Annotated in this window: 18 protein-coding genes; 13 read left to right on the top strand and 5 right to left on the bottom strand. The window is 67.3% G+C overall.

Features of this window, described 5'->3' with window-relative positions; all coding sequences use genetic code 11:
• Positions 1 to 3: 3 nt before the first annotated feature.
• From fabD to ACOZBP_RS01425, 3 genes are all read right to left on the bottom strand, one after another.
• Positions 4 to 948 (bottom strand): ACP S-malonyltransferase, encoded by a 945-nt coding sequence (fabD, locus tag ACOZBP_RS01435; RefSeq protein WP_422674680.1) that lies wholly within the window; start codon positions 946 to 948, stop codon positions 4 to 6.
• Positions 949 to 1,039: 91 nt separating this feature from the next.
• Complete coding sequence (locus tag ACOZBP_RS01430; RefSeq protein WP_422674679.1) at positions 1,040 to 2,473, bottom strand: fibronectin type III domain-containing protein; 1,434 nt, start codon at positions 2,471 to 2,473, stop codon at positions 1,040 to 1,042.
• Between the two features lie 93 nt (positions 2,474 to 2,566).
• Positions 2,567 to 3,856 (bottom strand): Nramp family divalent metal transporter, encoded by a 1,290-nt coding sequence (locus ACOZBP_RS01425; RefSeq protein ID WP_422674678.1) that lies wholly within the window; start codon positions 3,854 to 3,856, stop codon positions 2,567 to 2,569.
• Between the two features lie 241 nt (positions 3,857 to 4,097).
• Between ACOZBP_RS01425 and rpsF the strand changes: the two genes are divergently transcribed.
• From rpsF to alr, 7 genes are all read left to right on the top strand, one after another.
• The gene (rpsF, locus tag ACOZBP_RS01420; protein ID WP_178827467.1) at positions 4,098 to 4,478 is read left to right on the top strand and encodes a 30S ribosomal protein S6; all 381 of its coding nucleotides are present in this window, start codon (positions 4,098 to 4,100) and stop codon (positions 4,476 to 4,478) included.
• Positions 4,479 to 4,489: 11 nt separating this feature from the next.
• Positions 4,490 to 4,768, top strand: a complete 279-nt coding sequence (gene rpsR / locus ACOZBP_RS01415; protein ID WP_300201412.1) for a 30S ribosomal protein S18 — start codon at positions 4,490 to 4,492, stop codon at positions 4,766 to 4,768.
• 1 nt (position 4,769) lies between these two features.
• Positions 4,770 to 5,354, top strand: coding sequence for a 50S ribosomal protein L9 (gene rplI, locus ACOZBP_RS01410; protein WP_422674677.1), 585 nt, complete (start codon positions 4,770 to 4,772; stop codon positions 5,352 to 5,354).
• Positions 5,355 to 5,719: 365 nt separating this feature from the next.
• The gene (locus ACOZBP_RS01405) at positions 5,720 to 8,152 is read left to right on the top strand and encodes a TonB-dependent receptor plug domain-containing protein (protein ID WP_422674676.1); all 2,433 of its coding nucleotides are present in this window, start codon (positions 5,720 to 5,722) and stop codon (positions 8,150 to 8,152) included.
• Between the two features lie 216 nt (positions 8,153 to 8,368).
• The gene (locus tag ACOZBP_RS01400) at positions 8,369 to 8,734 is read left to right on the top strand and encodes a hypothetical protein (protein WP_422674675.1); all 366 of its coding nucleotides are present in this window, start codon (positions 8,369 to 8,371) and stop codon (positions 8,732 to 8,734) included.
• Positions 8,735 to 8,849: 115 nt separating this feature from the next.
• Positions 8,850 to 10,349, top strand: coding sequence for a replicative DNA helicase (locus ACOZBP_RS01395; RefSeq protein ID WP_422674674.1), 1,500 nt, complete (start codon positions 8,850 to 8,852; stop codon positions 10,347 to 10,349).
• Positions 10,350 to 10,399: 50 nt separating this feature from the next.
• Complete coding sequence (alr, locus tag ACOZBP_RS01390; protein WP_422674673.1) at positions 10,400 to 11,437, top strand: alanine racemase; 1,038 nt, start codon at positions 10,400 to 10,402, stop codon at positions 11,435 to 11,437.
• Here the strand turns inward: alr and ACOZBP_RS01385 are convergent.
• Complete coding sequence (locus ACOZBP_RS01385) at positions 11,430 to 12,071, bottom strand: YIP1 family protein (protein ID WP_422674672.1); 642 nt, start codon at positions 12,069 to 12,071, stop codon at positions 11,430 to 11,432. The genes alr and ACOZBP_RS01385 overlap by 8 nt on opposite strands.
• A 162-nt stretch (positions 12,072 to 12,233) precedes the next feature.
• On the opposite strand from ACOZBP_RS01385, the gene radA reads away from it, so the two are divergent.
• The 6 genes from radA to ACOZBP_RS01355 all read left to right on the top strand — a co-directional run bounded on the left by radA (position 12,234) and on the right by ACOZBP_RS01355 (position 18,342).
• The gene (gene radA, locus ACOZBP_RS01380; protein ID WP_422674671.1) at positions 12,234 to 13,607 is read left to right on the top strand and encodes a DNA repair protein RadA; all 1,374 of its coding nucleotides are present in this window, start codon (positions 12,234 to 12,236) and stop codon (positions 13,605 to 13,607) included.
• Positions 13,608 to 13,656: 49 nt separating this feature from the next.
• The gene (locus ACOZBP_RS01375) at positions 13,657 to 14,193 is read left to right on the top strand and encodes a CvpA family protein (protein WP_422674670.1); all 537 of its coding nucleotides are present in this window, start codon (positions 13,657 to 13,659) and stop codon (positions 14,191 to 14,193) included.
• An 81-nt stretch (positions 14,194 to 14,274) separates the two neighbouring features.
• Positions 14,275 to 15,780, top strand: a complete 1,506-nt coding sequence (gene purF, locus ACOZBP_RS01370) for an amidophosphoribosyltransferase (protein WP_422674669.1) — start codon at positions 14,275 to 14,277, stop codon at positions 15,778 to 15,780.
• Between the two features lie 6 nt (positions 15,781 to 15,786).
• On the top strand, positions 15,787 to 16,128 hold the full coding sequence (locus ACOZBP_RS01365; protein WP_422674668.1) for a VOC family protein: 342 nt from the start codon (positions 15,787 to 15,789) through the stop codon (positions 16,126 to 16,128).
• Between the two features lie 83 nt (positions 16,129 to 16,211).
• Complete coding sequence (locus ACOZBP_RS01360; protein ID WP_422674667.1) at positions 16,212 to 16,973, top strand: SDR family NAD(P)-dependent oxidoreductase; 762 nt, start codon at positions 16,212 to 16,214, stop codon at positions 16,971 to 16,973.
• 67 nt (positions 16,974 to 17,040) lie between these two features.
• Positions 17,041 to 18,342: an O-antigen ligase family protein gene (locus ACOZBP_RS01355; protein ID WP_422674666.1), complete on the top strand. Its 1,302-nt coding sequence runs from the start codon at positions 17,041 to 17,043 to the stop codon at positions 18,340 to 18,342.
• Positions 18,343 to 18,460: 118 nt separating this feature from the next.
• On the opposite strand, the gene der is transcribed toward ACOZBP_RS01355, so the two are convergent.
• Entirely contained in the window at positions 18,461 to 20,086 is a 1,626-nt protein-coding gene (gene der, locus ACOZBP_RS01350) for a ribosome biogenesis GTPase Der (RefSeq protein ID WP_422674665.1), read from the bottom strand.
• Positions 20,087 to 20,093: the final 7 nt, after the last annotated feature.

Raw genomic sequence — 20,093 nt, 5'->3', positions numbered from 1 at the left:
AAATCAGAGCGACTTCGCGAACGCTTCGAGGTCTTCCGGCGTGTTCAGCGCCAGACTCTCGGCGTCGGGCGCGATGCGCTTGGCCATGCCGGTCAGGACCTTGCCCGAGCCGATCTCGGCGAAGCGGGTCACGCCGCCCTCGCCTGCCATCCACTCCATGCTCTCGCGCCAGCGCACCCGCCCCGTCACCTGCTCGACCAGCAGGCGACGCAGAACCTCCGGATCCGTTTCCGGGCGAGCCGTCACGTTGGCGACCACGGCCACCAGGGGCGCGATGATCTTGGCGTCGCCCAGAGCATCAGCCATTTCGTCGGCGGCGGGCTGCATCAGCGGGCAGTGGAAAGGCGCCGAGACGTTCAGCGGGATCGCCCGCGCGCCCAGTTCCTTGGCCTTCTCGATGGCGCGGTCCACGGCAGCCTTGTCGCCCGAGATGACGACATTGCCGTTGTTGTTGTCGTTGGCGACGACGCAGACGCCGACTTCCGAACCCGCCGCAGCAGCGGCTTCGGCCAGGGCCAGGTCGGTCTTGGGACCGATCAGCGAGGCCATCGCGCCCTTGCCCACCGGCACGGCGCGCTGCATGGCCTGACCGCGCAGCTTCAGCAGGCGCGCCGTGTCCGACAGGCTGATCGCGCCGACAGCAGCCAGAGCCGAATATTCGCCCAGCGAGTGACCGGCGACGAAGCCGGCCCTGGTCACGTCCACGCCGAACTCGACCTTCAGCACCCTTGCTGCCGCCGCCGACACGGCCATCAGGGCCGGCTGAGCGTTCTCGGTCAGGGTCAGCTGGTCTTCCGGGCCTTCGCGCATCAGGTCGAACAGCTTCTGGTCCAGCGCGTCGTCGACCTCGGCGAAGACCTCGCGGGCGCTGGCGAAAGCTTCAGCGAGGGCTGCGCCCATGCCGACGCTCTGGCTGCCCTGACCGGGGAAGAGAAGCGCGAGGGTCATAGAGGAACGATCCGTGGTCCGTTGATTCATGGCGCCGAGGGGTAGGCGAAACCCTCCCCAACGGCAAGAAGAACGGCGGATCGCCCTTCTGTCAGTCCTTGATTTCAGCCGTGCAGGGACGGCCGTCCGGCCCCGCCGCGCCGTCGCAACGGCGCAGCGCCAGCAGGCTCTGATCGCTCTCGGTCAGGCGATTGCGGCCATCCGCGCCCCGCGCCAGGGTGAAGGCGTCGTACAGTTGTCCCGTCGCGGTGAAGGCGCGGAACGACAGGCGGTCGGCTTCAACGTCGATCAGTTGATACAGCTCGGTGTTCTCGGCTGCGCGCACCGGCTGCGTGTCCGCCCGATCGTTCAGCCCGTACATCTTGGAGCCGGTGACCGAGACGACATAGACCGGCCCTTGCGGACGCCCTGCGGCGCTGTCGGCGCGCGAAGCTTCGGCTCCGGCCGGGTTGGAGACGCGACCGTAGCAGTGGTCATGCCCTTGCAGCACCAGATCGATGTTGCGGGCGTCGAAGATCGGCTTCCAGGCGGCCTTCAGCTCTTCCGTGTCCTGCGGTCGGGCGCAGGTGTAGATGGGCTGGTGGAACAGGGCGACGTTCCAGCGCGCAGGGCTGCTGGCCAGCGTGGCGTCCAGCCAGCGCGTCTGAACCTCCAGCCCGCCCAGATCCAGCGCCGCCGTGCCGTCCAGAACGATGAAGCGCACGCCCTGATAATCCACAAAGTAGCTGGTCGCCTTCACCCCCTCGGCGCCATTGTCCGGCAAGGCGAACTGCAAGGCCCAGTGCGGGCCCAGCACCCGCGATTCCTCGCCGTTGGGCAGCACGTGGTCGACGTATTCGTGGTTGCCGGTCGCGGGGAGCTGCGGCGTCATGGCGAAGGCGCGACCGCCAGCCTCGGTCCATTCGCCCCACTCGTCGTCGTGAACCTTGACCTCGCGCTGAGCCACCAGGTCGCCAGCGTGAACGACCAGAGCGGCGGGGCCAGCTTCCTTGAAGGCCGAACGGATCACGCGCGACCCGATCTCCAGAATGTCGTTCTGCGTGTCGCCCAGATAAATGAAGCGGAAGGGCGCGAACTCGGCCCTGGCTGTGCGGAACGGCAGCCATTCGCTCCAGCCGTCAGCGGCGCGGACCCGATAGACATAGCGCGTGTCAGGCTTCAGGCCGTCGAACCGAACCTGGTGATAGAGGGCCTGCCCGTTCTCGTTCTCGATCGGCGCCGTGATCCCGGTCAGGGTACGGGCGGTAAAGCCCAGCAAAGGACCGTCGATCTCTTCAGCGATCTGGGCTTCGGCGGTCGGTTGGCGGGTGTCGGTGCGCCAGGCCACGCCTGCGCCGCGCGCGGCGTCGGCGGCGGGGCTCAGCACGATCCGGTCAGCCCAGCCCTTGGCCGCCCAGCGACCGTTCGGCGCATGCAGCGGCGCCGGCATGGGGTCCGGGTCCGGCGGGGCGACGACCTGGGCCATCGACGGCGCTGAGGCGATCAGGACAGCGGCGGCGGCCAGGAAGGCGGCGGACAGGTTCATCGAAGTCTCCCCGATAGTCTGGCGCGAGGAGCTAGCTGCCCATTGCAACGGTTCGTCGGGGCTTTTGTGAAACTCCTGCGAGGATTGCACCGCCTACGACGGGATCAGGTTGATAAGCTCCCTGCCCGCCAGCACGGCGAACAGAATGGCCGCGGCCGCCAGCAGCGTGTTGGACACCCAATGGCTTCGCCATTCCCTTGGCACGCGGTCGCTGTTCAACAGCCACAGGAGAGTTCCGGCCAGGAAGGGCATGAAGAGGCTGCCCAGCACGCCATAGGCTACGATCAACCCGAACGGCCGGTCCATGAACAGCAGGGCCATGGGCGGGAATGTCAGCCACAGGGTGAAACCCCGGAAGGCGCGGCTGCGGTCGCCGCGCACCGTCTCGTCGCCCGCCCTGCCCCGCACATGGGCGGTGAAGTCGGCGAACATCAGGCTGACGCCCTGCCAGACGCCCAGCAGACTTGAGAAGCTGGTGGCCCAGAAACCGACCAGGAACAGGATGGAGATCGGCCGACCGAACCGCTCGCGCAGCACCTGATCCAGATCCAGCAGCCCTCTATCCCCGCCCTGCAAGGCGATACCCGCCGCGTGCAGCAGTTCGGCTCCCACGATGAGCATGGCCACGACAAAGACCCCTGTGACGAGGTAGGCGACCCGATTGTCCAGCCGCATGACCGACATCCAGCCCGCCCCCTGCCAGCCCTTGGCGTTCAGCCAGTAGCCATAGGCCGCCATGGTGATGGTTCCGCCCACCCCGCCGATCAGGCCCAGGGTATAGAATACAGATCCCTGCGGCAGGGTCGGCCACAGACCGGTCAGCAGAGCTGGAATGTCCGGCGTCACGATCACGGCCAGACCGACGACGGTGACGAACATGACCCCGACGCAAGCCGTCATCACCTTCTCGAACAGGCCGTATCCGCCGAACCAGACGAAGCTCAGCCCCGCAATCCCGCTCAGCATCCCCCAGACCTTCAGGTCCAGCACCGGGAACAGGGCCGCCAGCGGCAGGGCCGTGGCCGTCATGGCCGCCGCCCCGTACACAAAGCCCCAGATGACGACGTAGAGACCGAAATACAGCCCGGCCCAGTTCAGCCGCCCGCCTATGGCGCCGGGCAGCAGTCCGCGCCCCAGACTGGACCAGCCGTCAAAGATCGTCCGCTCGCTGGCCAGCGTCCAGCGCCCCACCGCCTCGGCCAGTGCGATCTTCAGCACCGTGCCGATGATGGCCGCCCACAGAAGGGCGTAGCCGAAGCGCGAGCCGGCGATCAGGGTCGCCACGAGGTCCCCCGCCCCCACGCCTGTGGCGGCGACGACGATGCCCGGCCCGATCAGGGACCAGCGCTTCTTGATATCGGCTTTCGGCGCGGGCGAGGTCATGCGGCGTCTCCGGTCGGATCGGGGACCATCGGCTGTTTCGGCCAGACTTGGCAACGCGGGGGCGTCAGCCTTGCTCTTGTGGCCTTTTTCCCCTATACGCGCCGCCTTTCCAGGGCTTCGGTCCTGTTGCGGAACGCCAAAGGGTTCGGGAAGTCATTCCGGCCGCCGCTTCAGGAGCCATCGTGGGATTGGACTTTAACCCGGTCCGCCCTGCGCCGACGCCCACAAGGGAGACTACCGCATGGCTCTTTACGAGCACACGGTCATGACGCGCCAGGATATCTCGGCGCAACAGGCCGAAGCGCTGAACGACACCATCAAGGCTCTGATCGAAGAAGGCGGCGGCAGCGTCGCCAAGATCGAGTACTGGGGTCTGCGCAACCTGACCTACCGGGTCAAGAAGAACCGCAAGGCTCACTATTCCCTGCTCGCTCTGGACGCCCCGGCCGCCGCCGTGGCCGAAGTCGAACGTCAGCTGTCGCTGAACGAAGACGTCCTGCGCTGGCTGACCGTCCGCGTCGAGGAACTCGACCTGGAACTGTCGCCCCTGCTGGCCCGTCGTGAACGTGAGCGCGATCGTGATCGCCCCGCGCGCACCGACGAAGCTGCGGCTTCGGAATAAGGAACCGGATCATGACCGACACCACCGCACCCACCCCGGGCGCTCCGGCCGGCTCCGGCTCCGCCGGCCGTCGTCCGTTCTACCGTCGCCGCAAGGTCTGCCCGTTCTCGGGCGCCAATGCGCCGAAGATCGACTACAAGGACGTGAAGCTGCTGCAGCGTTACGTTTCCGAACGCGGCAAGATCGTGCCCTCGCGCATCACCGCCGTTTCCGCCAAGAAGCAACGCGAACTGGCCAAGGCCATCAAACGCGCTCGCTACCTGGCCCTCCTGCCTTACGTGGTGAAGTAAGATGAAGGTCGTTCTGCTGGAACGCGTCGAGAACCTCGGCGCCATCGGCGACGTCGTCACCGTCAAGGACGGCTTCGCTCGTAACTACCTGTTGCCGCGTGACAAGGCTCGTCGCGCGACCTCGGCCAACCTGAAAGCGTTCGAACTCGACCGCGTCGCCATCGAGCAACGCAACGAGAAGAACAAGGCCGAAGCTCAGAAGATCGCCGACAAGATCGACGGTCAGACCTACGTGATGATCCGTCAGGCCGGTGAAACCGGTCACCTGTACGGTTCGGTCGCCGGCCGCGACGTGGCTGAAGTCATTCAGTCCGAAGGCGGCAAGGTCGAGCGTTCGCAAGTCGTGCTGAACGTCGCGATCAAGGCCCTTGGCGTCCACGAAGTGCCGGTTCGCCTGCACCCCGAGGTCCGCGCCACGGTCAAGATCAACATCGCCCGCTCGGCCGAAGAAGCCGAACGTCAAGCCAAGGGCGAGGATGTCATCCGCGCCCAGTTCGACGACGAGCGTAACGCAGCCGAGCAGTCCGCCAAGGAACTGATCGAAGGCGGCGCTGGTCAACAGGAAGGCTTCGGCGACGAAGCCTGATCTGTCGACTGACGGTATCGATCTAGGGGCGCGTCCTTCGGGACGCGCCCCTTTTTCTTGGCCGATCAGTTTAGATTTTCTGCGGCTCCGACGACATATTCTCGATATTCCGCGCCGCTTTCGCACCGCAATATCGCCATGGCTCATCCTCCCCGATGGGCGGGAGACGATGATGCGAATGCGCCTGTACGCCACCCCACACCGCTCGGTCGTTCGACCGGCGCGATGTCCAGCCCGCCGCTGATCGCCCTTCGGCCGGTCCGCCGCCGGCCCTGACCACCCAGACAATCGACGCACTCTCACGACGCCGGTCAACGGCGCCGCCCCACCCCTTGCGTCCAAATCAGAAAAGCTGACCTCTCGAGATGACCCGTCCCTTCGCCTACCGTTCCGCCCTGTTTCTGGCCTCATCCAGCGCCGCCCTTCTGATCGCGGGCGCCGTCTCCGCGCAGGAAGCGCCCGCCGCCGAACCCACCTCCGTCGACGACATCGTCGTCACCGGCAGCCGCGTGCCCAGCCGCTCACGTCTCGACACCCTGGCCCCGGTCGACGTGGTGAGCGCCGAGACGCTGTCGACGCGCGGCACCACCGAGTTCGCCGCCGCCCTCGCCCAGACCGTTCCTTCCCTGGTCTTCGCCCGCCCTTCGGTCGTGGACGGCACCGACTCGGTGCGCCCCGCCACGCTGCGCGGCCTCTCGCCGGACCAGACCCTGGTGCTGCTGAACGGCACGCGCCGTCACGCCTCCGCACTGGTCAACGTCAACGGCTCGATCGGTCGAGGCTCGGCCGCCGTCGATCTGAACGCCATCCCGACCGGCGCCCTGGACCGTGTCGAAGTCCTGCGCGACGGCGCCTCGGCTCAGTACGGCTCGGACGCCATCGCCGGCGTCATCAACCTGCGCCTCAAGGAAGCCCGCGAGGGCGGCGGCGCCAGCGTCACCTACGGCCAGTATTTCACCACGGTCGAGACCGCGCGCGGCGAACGTGACGAGACCGACGGCCGCACCGTAACCGCCTCGGCCTGGCAAGGTCTGGGCCTCGGCTCGGACGGCTTCCTGACCCTGTCGGCCGAATACCTGAACCGCGAGCCGACCAACCGTTCCGATCTGGACCCCCGCGTCACGCCCAACGCCGTAACCGCCCGCGCCGGCGACCCCGAGGTCGAGCAATGGACCGTCTTCGCCAATGCCGGCAAGCCGCTGAATGCTGACTGGGAGGCCTATGGCTGGGCCGGCTATCAGCATCGCGACAGCGAAAGCGCCGCCTTCCCGCGCCTGGCCAACAACTATACCCAGAACGTCGCAGCCATCTATCCGAACGGCTACCTGCCCAAGATCGCCGTCAACTCCCAGGACCTGTCGTTGGCCGGCGGGGTGAAGGGCGAAATCGCGGGATGGAGCGCCGACTTCAGCCTGGTCTATGGCCGCAACGCCCTGGAGTTCCGCACCGAGAACTCGCTGAACCGCACCTATGGCCTCCAATCCCTGACCAGCTTCGATTCCGGCGGCCTGACCTATGACCAACTGGTCTTCGGCGCCGACTTCACCCGTCAATTCGAGGTCGGCCTCAGCGGCCCTCTGAACTTCGCCTGGGGCCTGGAAGCGCGCCGTGAAGGCTACAAGATCGACGCCGGTCAGCCGGAGTCGTGGAACCGTGGCCCGGTCGGCACGGGTGTCGATCCCGTGAGCAACCAGCCCGTCACCTTCGCCGGCGGCGCCCAGGGCTTCATCGGCTTCCAGCCCTCGAACGAAGTGGACGAGGACCGCGACGCCGTCGCCCTTTACGCCGATGTGGAAATCCCCCTGACCGAGAAGTTCACGGTCAGCGGCGCCCTGCGGGTCGAGGACTATTCCGACTTCGGCGACGCCCAGACCGGCAAGCTGGCGGCGCGTTACGATTTCAGCCCCAACTTCGCCCTGCGCGGCTCGGTCTCGACCGGCTTCCGCGCGCCGTCGCTGCAACAGAGCTTCTTCACCTCAACCTCTTCGGTGATCCAGAACGGCTCCGTGGTCGAAACCGGCACCTTCCCGGCCACCAGCCAGGTCGCGACGGTCCTCGGCGCCAGGGCCCTGAAACCCGAGACCTCGACCAACTACTCCCTGGGCGCGGTCGTCCGTCTGGGCGCCTTTGATCTGACGGTGGACGCCTACAAGATCACCATCGAGGATCAGGTCGTCCTGTCGGAACTGATCAACCGCAGCTTCTCAGGCCAGGTGGCGGACCTGCTGGACCCGCTGGGCGTTCAGGCGGCGCGCTTCTTCCTGAACGGGGTGACGACCGAGACGGAGGGCGTGGACATAGTCGGCCGCTATCGTCTGCGCACCGAAAGCGCCGGGAACTGGGACTTCACCGTCGCCGCCAACGTCAACGACGTCAGCGTGACCAAGCTGCCGACCTCGTCGTCGGTGCTAAACCCGGTCCCGACCCTGTTCGCGCGCAGCCGTATCCTGACCATCGAGGAAGGCACGCCGGACACGAAGGTTTCCAGCTCGGCGGACTGGAGCCTGGGCCGCTGGGGCGCGACGGCGCGGGCGACCTACTACGCCGACGTGCTGCAGCCCGGTTCGACGGCGGCTAGCGACTATTCGACGGGGGCCAAGACCACGGTCGATCTGGAAGGCCGCTTCCAGGTCACGGATCGGATCGGCGTCGCCGTGGGCGTGGACAACGTCTTCGACGAATACTCGGACTTCGTGCCCGAAACGCTGAACAGCAACGGCGTCCTGGGCTTCCCCTACTATTCGCCCTTCGGCTTCAACGGCCGTTACGGCTACGCCCGTCTGAGTGTGAAGTGGTGACGGCGGCAGGGGTCCAGCGCGGCTATATCCTGCCGCCGCATCGGTCGGGCTCTGCAGGCCAGGGCGGCCTGACAGCTTCAGCGCTCACGCTGTGGCCGTCAGGTTCCGCCGACCCCCGACCCAAGCAAGTCGGCGCCCCGCGGGCGGCCCGACCATGTTCATCGAGCATTCACCGGCGAAGCAACAAGCTCGGCCATTCCAATCGGAGGGGTCCGCATGAAGAAGACGACGCTTATCCTCGCTGTCGCCGCCAGCCTGTGGGCGACGGGGGCCAGCGCCATGACGGTTCAGGAGTTCCTGACCTCGGCCAACCGCATCCCGCGCAATCCGACCGCCCTGCTGCGAGCCGACACGCGGCGGCTGATGAACGAGACCAAGCAGGCCTTCGCCACCGTCCGCAGCGAGCAGGTTGCGGCCCAGGGCGCGGGGCGGCGTCCCGCCACCTGCATGCCCGAAAAGGTCGGCGTGTCGCCTGACGCCCTGCTGGCCCGCTTCAACGCCATCCCGGCGGCGCGGCGCAACATCAGCGTGACCCAGGCCGTACGCGAATGGATGGCGGCGGAGCATCCCTGCTCGACCTGATCGTCGCTGATCCATCAGGGGTTTTCGGGACCGTCCACAGACGCTGCGGGCTGTCCACGATCAAGGCGGCGCCCGCATCTGACGCAAAGCGGTCCTAGGCGTATGGAGTAATCCGATGAACGCCTTCGCCCCCATGCCCTACGGAAACGCCGATCCGGTCTCCGTCTCGTCCATGCCCCACAACCTGGAGGCGGAGCAGGCCCTGCTGGGCTCGCTGATGTTCGACAACGCCGTGTTCGAGCGGCTGAGCGACCGTCTGCGCGGCTCGCACATGTACGAGCCCTTCCACCAGCGGCTGTTCGAGGCGATCGAGGACCATATCCGTCAGGGCATGCTGGCCGAGCCGACGATCCTGATGGAGCGGTTCAAGCAGGACCCGGCGTTTCAGGAGTTCGGCGGCTTGCGCTACCTGGCCGACCTGGTCGACCGCGCGCCCCCGGCGGCCAACGCGCCCGACTATGCCCGCGTCATCTATGACCTGGCCCTGCGTCGCGACCTGATCCGCATCGGCGGCGAGATGATCAAGGAAGCGCCCAACCCGGAGACGCCCGCCGACGAACAGATCGAACAGGCCGAGCAGACCCTCTATTCGCTGGCCGAGACGGGCAAGCCGTCGTCAGGATTCGTCAACTTCTCCACCGCCCTGGCCGGGGCTGTCGAAATGGCGGGCGAGGCCTATCAGCGCGAGGGCAAGCTGGCCGGTCTGGCCACGCGTCTGGACGATCTGGACCAGAAGCTGGGCGGCCTACACCCCTCCGACTTGCTGATCCTCGCGGGTCGTCCTTCGATGGGCAAGACGGCGCTGGCGACCAACATCGCCTTCAACGTGGCCCGCAACTATCGCTGGGAGCCGACGCCGGACGGCGGCCGCAAGACCGTCGACGGCGGGGTGGTCGCCTTCTACTCGCTGGAAATGAGCGCCGAACAGCTGGCCATGCGTATTCTGGCCGACGCCTCGGGCGTGTCGTCGGACAAGCTGCGCAAGGGCGAGATCGATTCCTCCGACTTCGGCAAGATCCGCGACGCGGCGGTCGAGATCGGCGAAAGCCCCCTCTACATCGACGCCACCGGCGGCCTGTCCATCTCCAAGCTGGCGGCGCGGGCGCGGCGCTTGAAGCGGATGGAGCACGGGCTCGACCTGATCGTGGTCGACTACCTCCAGCTCGTGACGACCGGCGACAACAGCCAGAAGAACCGGGTGCAGGAAGTGTCCGAGATCACTGGCGGCCTGAAGGCCCTGGCCAAGGAACTGTCGGTGCCGATCATCGCCCTGTCGCAGCTGTCGCGTCAGGTCGAGCAGCGTGAAGACAAGCGGCCGCAGTTGTCCGACCTGCGTGAATCGGGCTCGATCGAGCAGGACGCCGACTGCGTCATGTTCGTCTATCGCGAGAGCTACTACCTGGGCCGAGCCGAGCCACGCGAAGGCTCGGAAGAACACCTGAAGTGGCAGGAAGACATGGATCGGCTGGAGCACCAGGCCGAGGTCGTCATCGGCAAGCAGCGCCACGGCCCCATCGGCATCGTCAAACTGGCGTTCGACGCCAACACCACCCGCTTCGGCAACCTGGCGCACGACGGCCGCTACGGCGGCGCCTATGCGGATATTCCGGAATAGGCCAACCCAAAGCCGGTGGCGCCGCACAAAACTTGCGGCATAAGGGGCCTATGTCCCTCCCCGCCTCTCTCACCGTCGATCTCAGCGCCCTGGCGCGCAATTTCCACACCCTGCAGGGCCTGATCGGCGTGCCGGTCAATCCCGTCGTCAAGGCCGACGGCTACGGCCTGGGCGCCGCCGCCGTGGCCCGGCGGCTGATGGCCGAGGGGGCGCGGACCTTTTTCGTGGCGCGGGCGGCGGAAGGCGTGGCTCTGCGCGAAGCCCTAGGGACCGAGCCGGTCATCTATGTGCTGGACGGCTGTCACGGCTCGTCGGCGGGCCTGATCAAGGCGGCGAACCTGCGTCCCGTGCTGAACCAGCCCGGCCAGATCGCGGCCTGGACAGCGGCGGGCGGCGGGGCCTGCGGCCTGCAACTGGACACCGGCATGAACCGGCTAGGCTTCCGCATCGAGGACGCCCCGGAACCGTTCGCAGGGCTGGAGCTGGTCATGACCCATCTGGCCTGCGCCGATGAACCGGCGCATCCGCTGAACCGGACGCAGCGCGACGCCTATGCGGCGGCGGTCACGCGCTATCCGGGCGTGACGCGCTCCTTCGCCAACTCGGGCGGCTGCTTCCTGGGGCCGGACTTCGCCTTTGACGCCGCGCGTCCCGGCATCTGCCTGTTCGGCGGCGGGCCTGAGGGTAAGCCGGACAGCCGCATCGCCCCGGTGGCCACGCTGAACGCCCAGATCATGCAGGTGCGCGACGTGCGGACGGGCGAGACGGTCGGCTATTCGCAGGGCTATCGCGCCGAGGCGCCGATCCGGGTTGCGACCTGCGGCGCCGGCTATGCCGACGGGGTGATGCGCAGCAACAGCCCGAACGGCCAAGTCTGGGTTGCGGGCGAGCTTCGTCCCATCCTCGGCCGGGTGTCGATGGACGTGCTGGCGGTGGACGTGACCGGCCTGGACGTGGCGGCCGGCGACACGGTCGAGATCTTCGGCGCAAACCGTCTGGTGGACGACGCGGCGACGGCGGCGGGAACCATCAGCTATGAGATGCTGACCTCGATCACGCCGCGCGTGCCGCGCCTCTACGTTAGCTGAGGGCCATAGCGCCCAGGCCGACCGTGCCCACCACGAAGCTGGCGACCACGGCGGCGGCGATCATGCTGACCACCATCCACAGCACGATGGCCGAGATGACGACGACGGCGGTGTAGCCCAGAGCCTTGTCCTGCGGCGTCTTCATCAGGATCGGCAGGCCGAGGTAGAGCAGGTAGAAGCCGTAGAGGCCCAACAGGCCGCCCAGCCAGGCCAGGGCCGGAAACAGGTTGAAGATCGAAGCGACCCAGGCCGCCGTCATCGAATAGACGGCGACCTTCATCGCCTGCACCTTGTCCTTGGTCCCGTTGAATGTCGGGGCCAGGGCGTCGATGATCAGGCTGAGCACGAAGACCGACAGCAGCGACAGGCCCCAGGCGACGATGGCGCCCAGCACGCCGCCGACCGCCGGCGTCCGCATCACCGAGCCGAAGATGTGGATCGGGAACAGCTGGCCGCCGATCAGGCCGGCCACCGGGCCGATGGCGGCCAACAGCATGGCGTAGCGGGCGAACAGGCTGCGTGGCGTAGCATACTCGGCCGCAATGACCGGCCATTCCAGCTTGGGCCGCATCAGGATGTTCTGCACCCGGGCGACGAGGCCCGGATCAATGGCGGGCGGGTTGGGAGCGGTCATGGCGGCCTCGGCGGGGGTTTGAGTCGTAACAGCGTAATAGCTTGGCAGGATGACGGGCATATGCGGCTCAATGCAACCCGCGCGCGCCACCTTGCGTCAGAACTGGACGCACCCCCGCGCATGGCCCCTCGCCCGCCCCGCGATTCCTGCTAGGTCAGGAGCATGGCGCGCGACTCTCTCCTCTATGTCTGTCAGTCCTGCGGGGCGGTTCACACCAAGTGGGCGGGGCAATGCTCTGGCTGCGGCGAGTGGAACAGTCTGGCCGAGGAGTCGAAATCGGCCCCGCCGGGCGCGATGAAGCCCGCCTCGACGGCGCGCGGACGCGGTCTGCAATTCGAGACCCTGCAATCCGACACGCCCGAGCCGCCGCGCATCGTCACCGGCGTGACCGAGTTCGACCGCGTCTGCGGCGGCGGCGTGGTGCCCGGCTCGGCAATCCTGCTGGGCGGCGACCCCGGCGTGGGCAAGTCGACCCTGCTGCTGGAGGTCACGGCCAAGGCGGCGCGCAACGGCGCGCGCGTGGCCTATATCTCGGGCGAAGAAGCCATTGAACAGATCCGCGCCCGCGCCAAACGCATGGGCGTGGCCGACGCCGCCGTGTCGCTGGCCTCGGCCACCGCCCTGCGCGAAATCCTGACGACGCTGAAGCGCGACAAGTTCGACATCGTCATCATCGATTCCATCCAGACCCTGTGGTCCGACGCCCACGAGGCCGGGCCAGGCTCCGTCACCCAGGTCCGCGCCTGCGCCGCCGAACTGGTGCGGCTGGCCAAGGACAACGGCCCGGCCATCGTCCTGGTCGGCCACGTCACCAAGGACGGCCAGATCGCCGGGCCGCGCGTGGTCGAGCACATGGTCGACGCCGTCCTCAGCTTCGAGGGCGAGCGCGGCTATCCCTTCCGCATCCTGCGCGCCGGCAAGAACCGTTTCGGCGCCACCGACGAGATCGGCGTCTTCGAGATGAGCGACGTCGGATTGCGCGAAGTGACCAACCCGTCGGCCCTGTTCCTCGGCGAAGGCAAGGAGCGGGCGCCGGGCGCCGCCGTCTTCGCCGGCATCGAAGGGTCGCGGCCCGTTCTGGTGGAAATACAGGCGCTTGTCGCCCCTTCTGCATACGGCACGCCAAGGCGCGCCGTCGTCGGCTGGGACAATGGCCGCCTGGCGATGCTGCTGGCCGTGCTGGAGGCGCGCTGCGGTCTCGGCTTCGGGGACAAGGACGTCTATCTGAACATCGCCGGGGGGCTGCGGATCAGCGAGCCCGCCGCCGACCTGGCCGCCGCCGCCGCCCTGATTTCCTCGGCGCTGGACATGCCCCTGCCCCAGGGCTGCGTCGTCTTCGGCGAGATCGGCCTGTCAGGCGAGGTCCGTGCCGTCAATCGCGCCGAGGCTCGGCTGAGAGAGGCCCAGAAGCTGGGCTTCGACCGCGCCCTGGCCCCGGCGCAGGCCAAGGGCAAGGTCAAGAAGGGCGACGTCGCCATCACCTCCGCCGGCCTGCTGACCGAGGTGGTCGAGCGAATCTCCCAAAACCGCTATTGAGGCGGCCTCTCTTCCTCCAGCGCCCCCTCTTCCAAGGACCTCAGCGCGCGTGACCGGCTACGACGTCTTCGTCATCCTTGTGCTTCTGGCTTCCGGCGCCGCCGGCTGGTTCCGGGGCGGCGTGCGCGAGCTGACGGCCCTGTTCAGCTTCTTCCTGGCGGGGTTGCTGGCCCTGATCACCCTGCCGTGGACCGCGCCGTTCGGGCGGTCGCTGGTCGATCCCGACTGGGCCGGGTCGGTGCTGGCCGTGGGGCTGACCTTCCTGATTCTCTATTTCGGCCTGCGCTTCCTCGGCTCGGCCATTTCCAAGGGCGCGCGCGGGAATGCGCTGGGCGCCTTTGACCAGACCTTTGGTCTGCTGCTTGGACTGGTGCGGGCCCTGGCCCTGATCGGCGGCGCCCACCTGACCATCATGGGGGTGATGACCGACAATCCCCCGCGCTGGCTGACCCAGGCCGCCCTGGCCCCGATCAGCGCCAAGGCCGCGCAGGTGATCCAGATTGTGCTGCCGACGCTCGGAAAGGGCGCCGACGCCCTGACGCCGGTCGTGGGATCTTCCGTCCGCGAAGGATTTTCGGATCAATGAGCCTTGCCCCGGCCCCAATAGCGGACTACGTGCGCGGCGCCGCCGCCTGAGTTATCCTGTCCCGGTCATCGGAGCCTGACGATGCGCCACCATATCGCCGATCCCATCGTTCACCGCGAACACTGGCGCGAGCCGGAGGACGATCAGCTGCGGCTGGAATGCGGCGTCTGCGGCGTCTGGGGCGCGCCCGAGAACGAGGCCTCCTCCATCGTCGCCCTGGGCCTGCACGCCCTGCAGCATCGCGGCCAGGAAGCCTGCGGCATCGCCAGCGTCCATGACGACCGCTTCTACACCGAGCGCCATCAGGGCCTGGTGGGCGAGGCCTTCGGCAACGCCGAGCTGACCACCCGCCTGCCCGGCGGCGCCGCGGTCGGCCACACCCGCTATTCCACGGCCGGCGGCAGCTTCCTGCGCAACATCCAGCCGATGTTCGCCGATCTGGATCAGGGCGGCATCGCCATCGCCCACAACGGCAACCTGACGAATTTCAAGCACCTGCACGGCCAGCTGGTCTCGGAAGGCGCGATCTTCCAGTCGACCTCGGACTCCGAGGCCATTCTTCACCTGATCGCCCGCAGCCGTAAGGCCAAGATCATCGACCGCTTCATCGACGCCCTGGGTCGCATCGAGGGCGGCTACGCCCTGGTCGCCCAGACGCGCTTCAAGATGATCGGGGCCCGCGACCCTCTGGGCATTCGCCCGCTGGTGCTGGGCAAGGTCGGCGAGGCCTGGGTTCTGGCGTCCGAGACCTGCGCGCTGGACACCATCGGCGCCACCTTCATCCGCGACATCGAACACGGCGAAGTGGTCGTGATCGACGAGGAAGGCCTGACCTCGATCAAGCCCTTCCCAGGCCGCGCCGCCCGTCCCTGCCTGTTCGAATATGTCTATTTCGCCCGCCCCGACAGCGTCGTGAACGGCCGCTCGGTCTATAACGTCCGCAAGGAAATGGGCCGCCGGCTGGCCCGCGAGTTCCAGGTCGACGCCGACGTGGTCGTGCCGGTGCCGGACTCGGGCGTGCCGGCGGCTCTGGGCTATGCCCAGGAAAGCGGCATCCCCTATGAGATGGGCATCATCCGCAGCCACTATCTGGGCCGCACCTTCATCCAGCCCAGCCAGGGCGCCCGACAGAAGGGCGTGCGCATGAAGCACAGCCCCAACCGCGCGGCGCTGGAAGGCAAGCGCGTGGTGCTGATCGACGACTCCATCGTGCGCGGCACCACCTCGCTGAAGCTGGTGCGCGCCGTGCGCGCGGCGGGCGCCAAGGAGGTCCACCTGCGTTCGGCCAGCCCGCAGATCCTCTTCCCCGACTTCTACGGCATCGACATGCCCGAGCGGACGCAACTGATGGCCGCGACCCACACGATGGAGGAGATGCGAGCCATCCTCGAAGTCGACTCGCTTGGCTTCCTGTCCATCGACGGCCTGTATGACGCCATGGGCGTGGGACCGCGCAACGCAGACCTGCCTCAGTTCACGGACCACTATTTCACCGGCGACTATCCGACCCGTCTGGTGGACCGTGAGATCGAAGAAGGCGGTCGAGACGCGCGCGGTTCGCAACTTTCTCTGCTGGTGACCGCTTAAGGCTGGATGATCCAGCTCGGCTACTTCACCCTCGATACCCCTGACGTCGAAAAGGCCCGCGCCTTCTATGCGGGTCTGTTCGGCTGGACCTTCGACGAAGGCAGTTCGCACCCGACCTACGCCCACGTGGCAGCATCCAATCCGGCCTTCGGGATCACCAAGGGCGAGCACCGGGCGTTTCCGCATCTGTATTTCCGCGTGGACGATATTCACGACGCCTGCGCCCGCGTGACGGCGCTGGGCGGCCAGGCGGCCATCCCGGCGGAAAGTCCGTCCGGCCTTTCCGCCGTCGTGGCCGATGATCAGGGCGTCAGCTTCAGTCTGTGGCAGCCCGCACCGGGGTATTGATCACGTATTCCCTCTCCCGGCGGGAGAGGGTCCACCGTAGCGCTCCCCTTTCAACCCTGGCCGGAGCAGGCTATCAGCGGACCATGTCCGAACACGCGTCCCTTCCCCTCGCCAACCGTATCGCCCTGGTCGTCGGCGCCTCGCGCGGCATCGGCTACGAGACCGCCCTGGCCTTGGCCAAGGCCGGCGCCCATGTCGTGGCGACCGCCCGCACGCAGGGGGGCCTGGAAGAGCTGGACGACGCCATCTTCGCCGCCACCGGCCAGCATGCGACGCTCGTTCCGTTCGACCTGGTGGACGGCGGCGCCATCGACCGTCTGGGCGGCGCCCTGTTCGAGCGCTTCGGCAAGCTGGACATCTGGGTTCAGGCCGCCGCGACCATGGGCCCCTCGGGCCTGACGCCGGTCGCCCACGCCGAACCGCGCGAGTTCGCCAAGATCGAGAAGATCAACTTCACCGGCGTCTATCGTCTGATCCGCTCGCTGGAGCCGCTGCTGCGGGCCTCGGACGCCGGTCGCGCCGTCTATCTGACCACCAGCGTCGCCGCCAACCCGCGCGCCTTCTGGGGCATGTATGCGGCGACCAAGGCGGGGGCCGAGGCCCTGGTCAAATGCTGGGCCGACGAGATCGAGAGCACCCCGGTCCGCGCCTGCATCGTCGATCCGGGCCGGATGCGCACCCAGTTGCGCGCGCAAGCTTTTCCGGGCGAAGATCCCGAGGTTCTGCCCCATCCTTCGGAGATCGGCCCGCTGATGGTCGAACTGGCCCGGCCTGATCTCACACCGCCCCTGACCGTCAGCTTCAAGGACTGGAAGCACGGGCTGTCGGCGGACGCCCTGGTCTAGGGAAGCACCCATGTCGATCCAGTCGCCGGGGGGCCGACTTTCAGGACCGACAGGACGAAACGTTCGATTGACGGCTGACGCGCGGCCGACGCCTGTGGTGCGCGCCACCCCCTATGGCGACATCCTGGCCTTTCTGGCCTCGGTTCTGATCATCCTGATCTATTCCCAGGCCTGGGCGGCGCCCATGACGGGCTATGGCGTCCGATCCGCAGACTTCCTGCGCAACGGCTTCTATCCCGCCTACGGCCTGGCGCTCGGGCTTTTCCTCATCCGACCGGGCACGGCGCTGAAGGCCCTGGCGGGCTCGCCCCTGCTGATCCTTCTGCTGCTGCTGACAACGGCCTCGGTGGCCTGGTCGATCATGCCGGACGTGACGTTGCGCCGCGTGCTGGCGCTGGTCTTCACCACCCTGGGCGGGGTGGCCCTGGCGGCGCGCTGGCGGTGGGCGACGCTGACCGAGATCCTCGCCACCTCTATGGCCGTGCTGATGGTCGCCTCGCTCTTCCTCGGCGCCCTGATGCCTGACTGGGGACGGATGCACGAGCTGTTTCCGGGCGCCTGGCGCGGCCTCTGGCTGGAAAAGAACGCCTTGGGCGAGAACATGGGCCTGGCCGCCATCTGCATGGCCGCCGCCGCCGTCATGGTCCCGCAGAGGCGAAGGCTATGGCTTGTCTGCGCCGCCATCGCGTCGGCCCTGGTCATCCTGTCGACGTCCAAGACGGGGCTGGTGGTGCTGATCCTGTCCTTCGCCAGCATGGGATTCGTCGGCCTGGTCCAGGCGGGACCCAAGCGCGCCATCGTCGGCACCTGGCTGGCCATCGTGTTCTTCTGCGCCGCCCTGCTGATCGTGGCGACGCGCAGCGACCTGATCTTCGACCTGTTGGGCAAGGACGCCACCCTGACCGGGCGCACCGAGATCTGGAGCGGCATCCTGCACCAGATGCAGCAGCGCCCGTGGACCGGCTTCGGCTATGGCGTGGTCTGGGACGACGCCTCGCCGGGCGGTGCCAAGGCCTGGATCGCGCACGAAGCCAAGTTCAGCGCGGCGCACGCCCATAGCGGCTGGCTGGAAGTCTATCTGGCCCTGGGCATTCCCGGCGTCATCCTGCTGGCCGCCTGGATGATCGAGATGTGGGGTCGCGCGCTTTGGGCGGCCTATGCCCGACCGTCAGGTTGGCTGCTGATGCCCATGATGACCGCCTATACCCTGACCATGCTGACCGAAAGCATCACCATGAACTGGCACAACATCCGCTGGGTGCTGTTCGTCGCTCTGGCGCTGAAGGCCGTCATCGGTGATCAGGACGCCCCCGCCCGCGTCATTCCCGTGCGAGCACGAACACGCAGAACACGACAGACGCCTGCCTGATCATTCGCGGCGGCGGTCCATTGAGGCAGGCTGAAATGACAAAGGGCGAGCCGTCGTCGCCGACCGCTCGCCCTTCAACCTGTTCTGGCGACCTTCCGAGGTTGCCGTTTCCAGCCGCCTACTTCTTCGGCGCGTGCTTCTGGCCAGTGCGGACCCGGCCCGAGCGCGAAACCTGACGAGCACCGCCGCGGGCGCCTTTCTGGACCGCGATGGACTGACCGGCCTTCTTGTTGGCGCTGGCCTTCAGACCGCCCAAAGCCTTCACCTTGGGCTTGATGCCGGACTTCTTCTGCTCCAGCGCCTTGCCGGGCAGATTGGACAGGGCCTCAGCGGCCTTCTCAGCCTTCAACACCTTGCGCGGCGCGGTCTTGGCCGTACCCTTGTAGCGTTCGGGACCGGACTTGGCGCCGCCCTCGGCATAGGGGTTGGGCGCGCTGGACTTGACCGTCAGCCGGATCGGCGTGCCGGGCAGGTCGAAGCTTTCACGCAGGCTGTTCACCAGATAGCGCTGGTAATGCTCGGGCATGTCCGAGGCGCGGCTGGCCATCAGCACGAAGGTCGGCGGACGGGCCTTGGTCTGGGCCATGTACTTCGGCTTCACGCGCTTGCCGTTGACGGCGGGCGGCGGATGCCTCTGGGTGGCCATGGCCAGCCAGGTGTTGAGGTCCTTGGTCTTGACCTTCACCGACCAGGTTTCATAGGCCTTGATGATGGCCGGCATCAGCCGCTCGACGCCGCGACCATTGTGCGACGACAGAGCGACGAAGGGCGAGCCCTTCAACTGCGGCAGCTTGTTCTCGGCCAGGGACTTGAGTTCGGCCATCTTGGCCTGCGGCTCTTCTTCCAGATCCCATTTGGATGCGACGTAGACCAGGGCGCGGCCCTCGCGCTCGACCAGGTCGGCCAGTTGCAGGTCCTGGGTGTCGAAGGCGTCGTCCTTGTCCATCACCAGCACGACCACCTCGGCGAAGGTGATGGCGCGAATGGTGTCGGCGACCGACAGCTTTTCCAGCTTCTCCTGGACGCGGGCCTTGCGGCGCATGCCGGCGGTGTCGACGAAGCGGATCGCCTGACCTTCGTATTCCCAGTCGACCGAGATTGAGTCGCGGGTGATGCCGGCCTCGGGACCGGTCAGCAGGCGGTCTTCGCCCAGCATCCGGTTGATCAGCGTCGACTTGCCCGCATTGGGGCGCCCGATGATGGCGATGCGGATCGGCTTGTCCGGCTCGTCAATCTCCTCGACGAAAATGTCGACCGAGGCCGCCAACAGGGCCTGATACAGGTCCGCCATGCCCTCGCCGTGCTCGGCCGAGATGGCGACCGGCTCGCCGAAGCCCAGGGCATGGGCCTCCCCGACGCCGCCGCCGCTCTCGCGGCTTTCAGACTTGTTGGCCAGCAGGATGATCGGCTTGTGCACCTTGCGCAGACGATCGGCGAAGATGCGGTCCAGCGACGTCACGCCCTCGCGAGCGTCCATCATGAACATGATGACTTCGGCGTCGTCCAACGCGGCCTCGGTCTGCTCGCGCATACGCGCTTCCAGGCTGTCGTCGGTGACGTCTTCGTAGCCGGCCGTGTCGATCAGCGTCAGATCCAGGTCGCCGATATTGCCGTCGGCGTATCGACGATCACGGGTCACGCCCGGGCGATCATCGACAAGCGCCAAACGCTTGCCGACAAGTCGGTTGAACAGTGTCGACTTGCCCACGTTGGGCCGGCCGACGATGGCGACTTTTAGAGCCATGTCGGCT

The organism is Brevundimonas sp. NPDC058933 (assembly GCF_049315965.1).
Classification (GTDB): domain Bacteria; phylum Pseudomonadota; class Alphaproteobacteria; order Caulobacterales; family Caulobacteraceae; genus Brevundimonas.
This window is presented reverse-complemented; position numbering and strand designations above follow the sequence as displayed.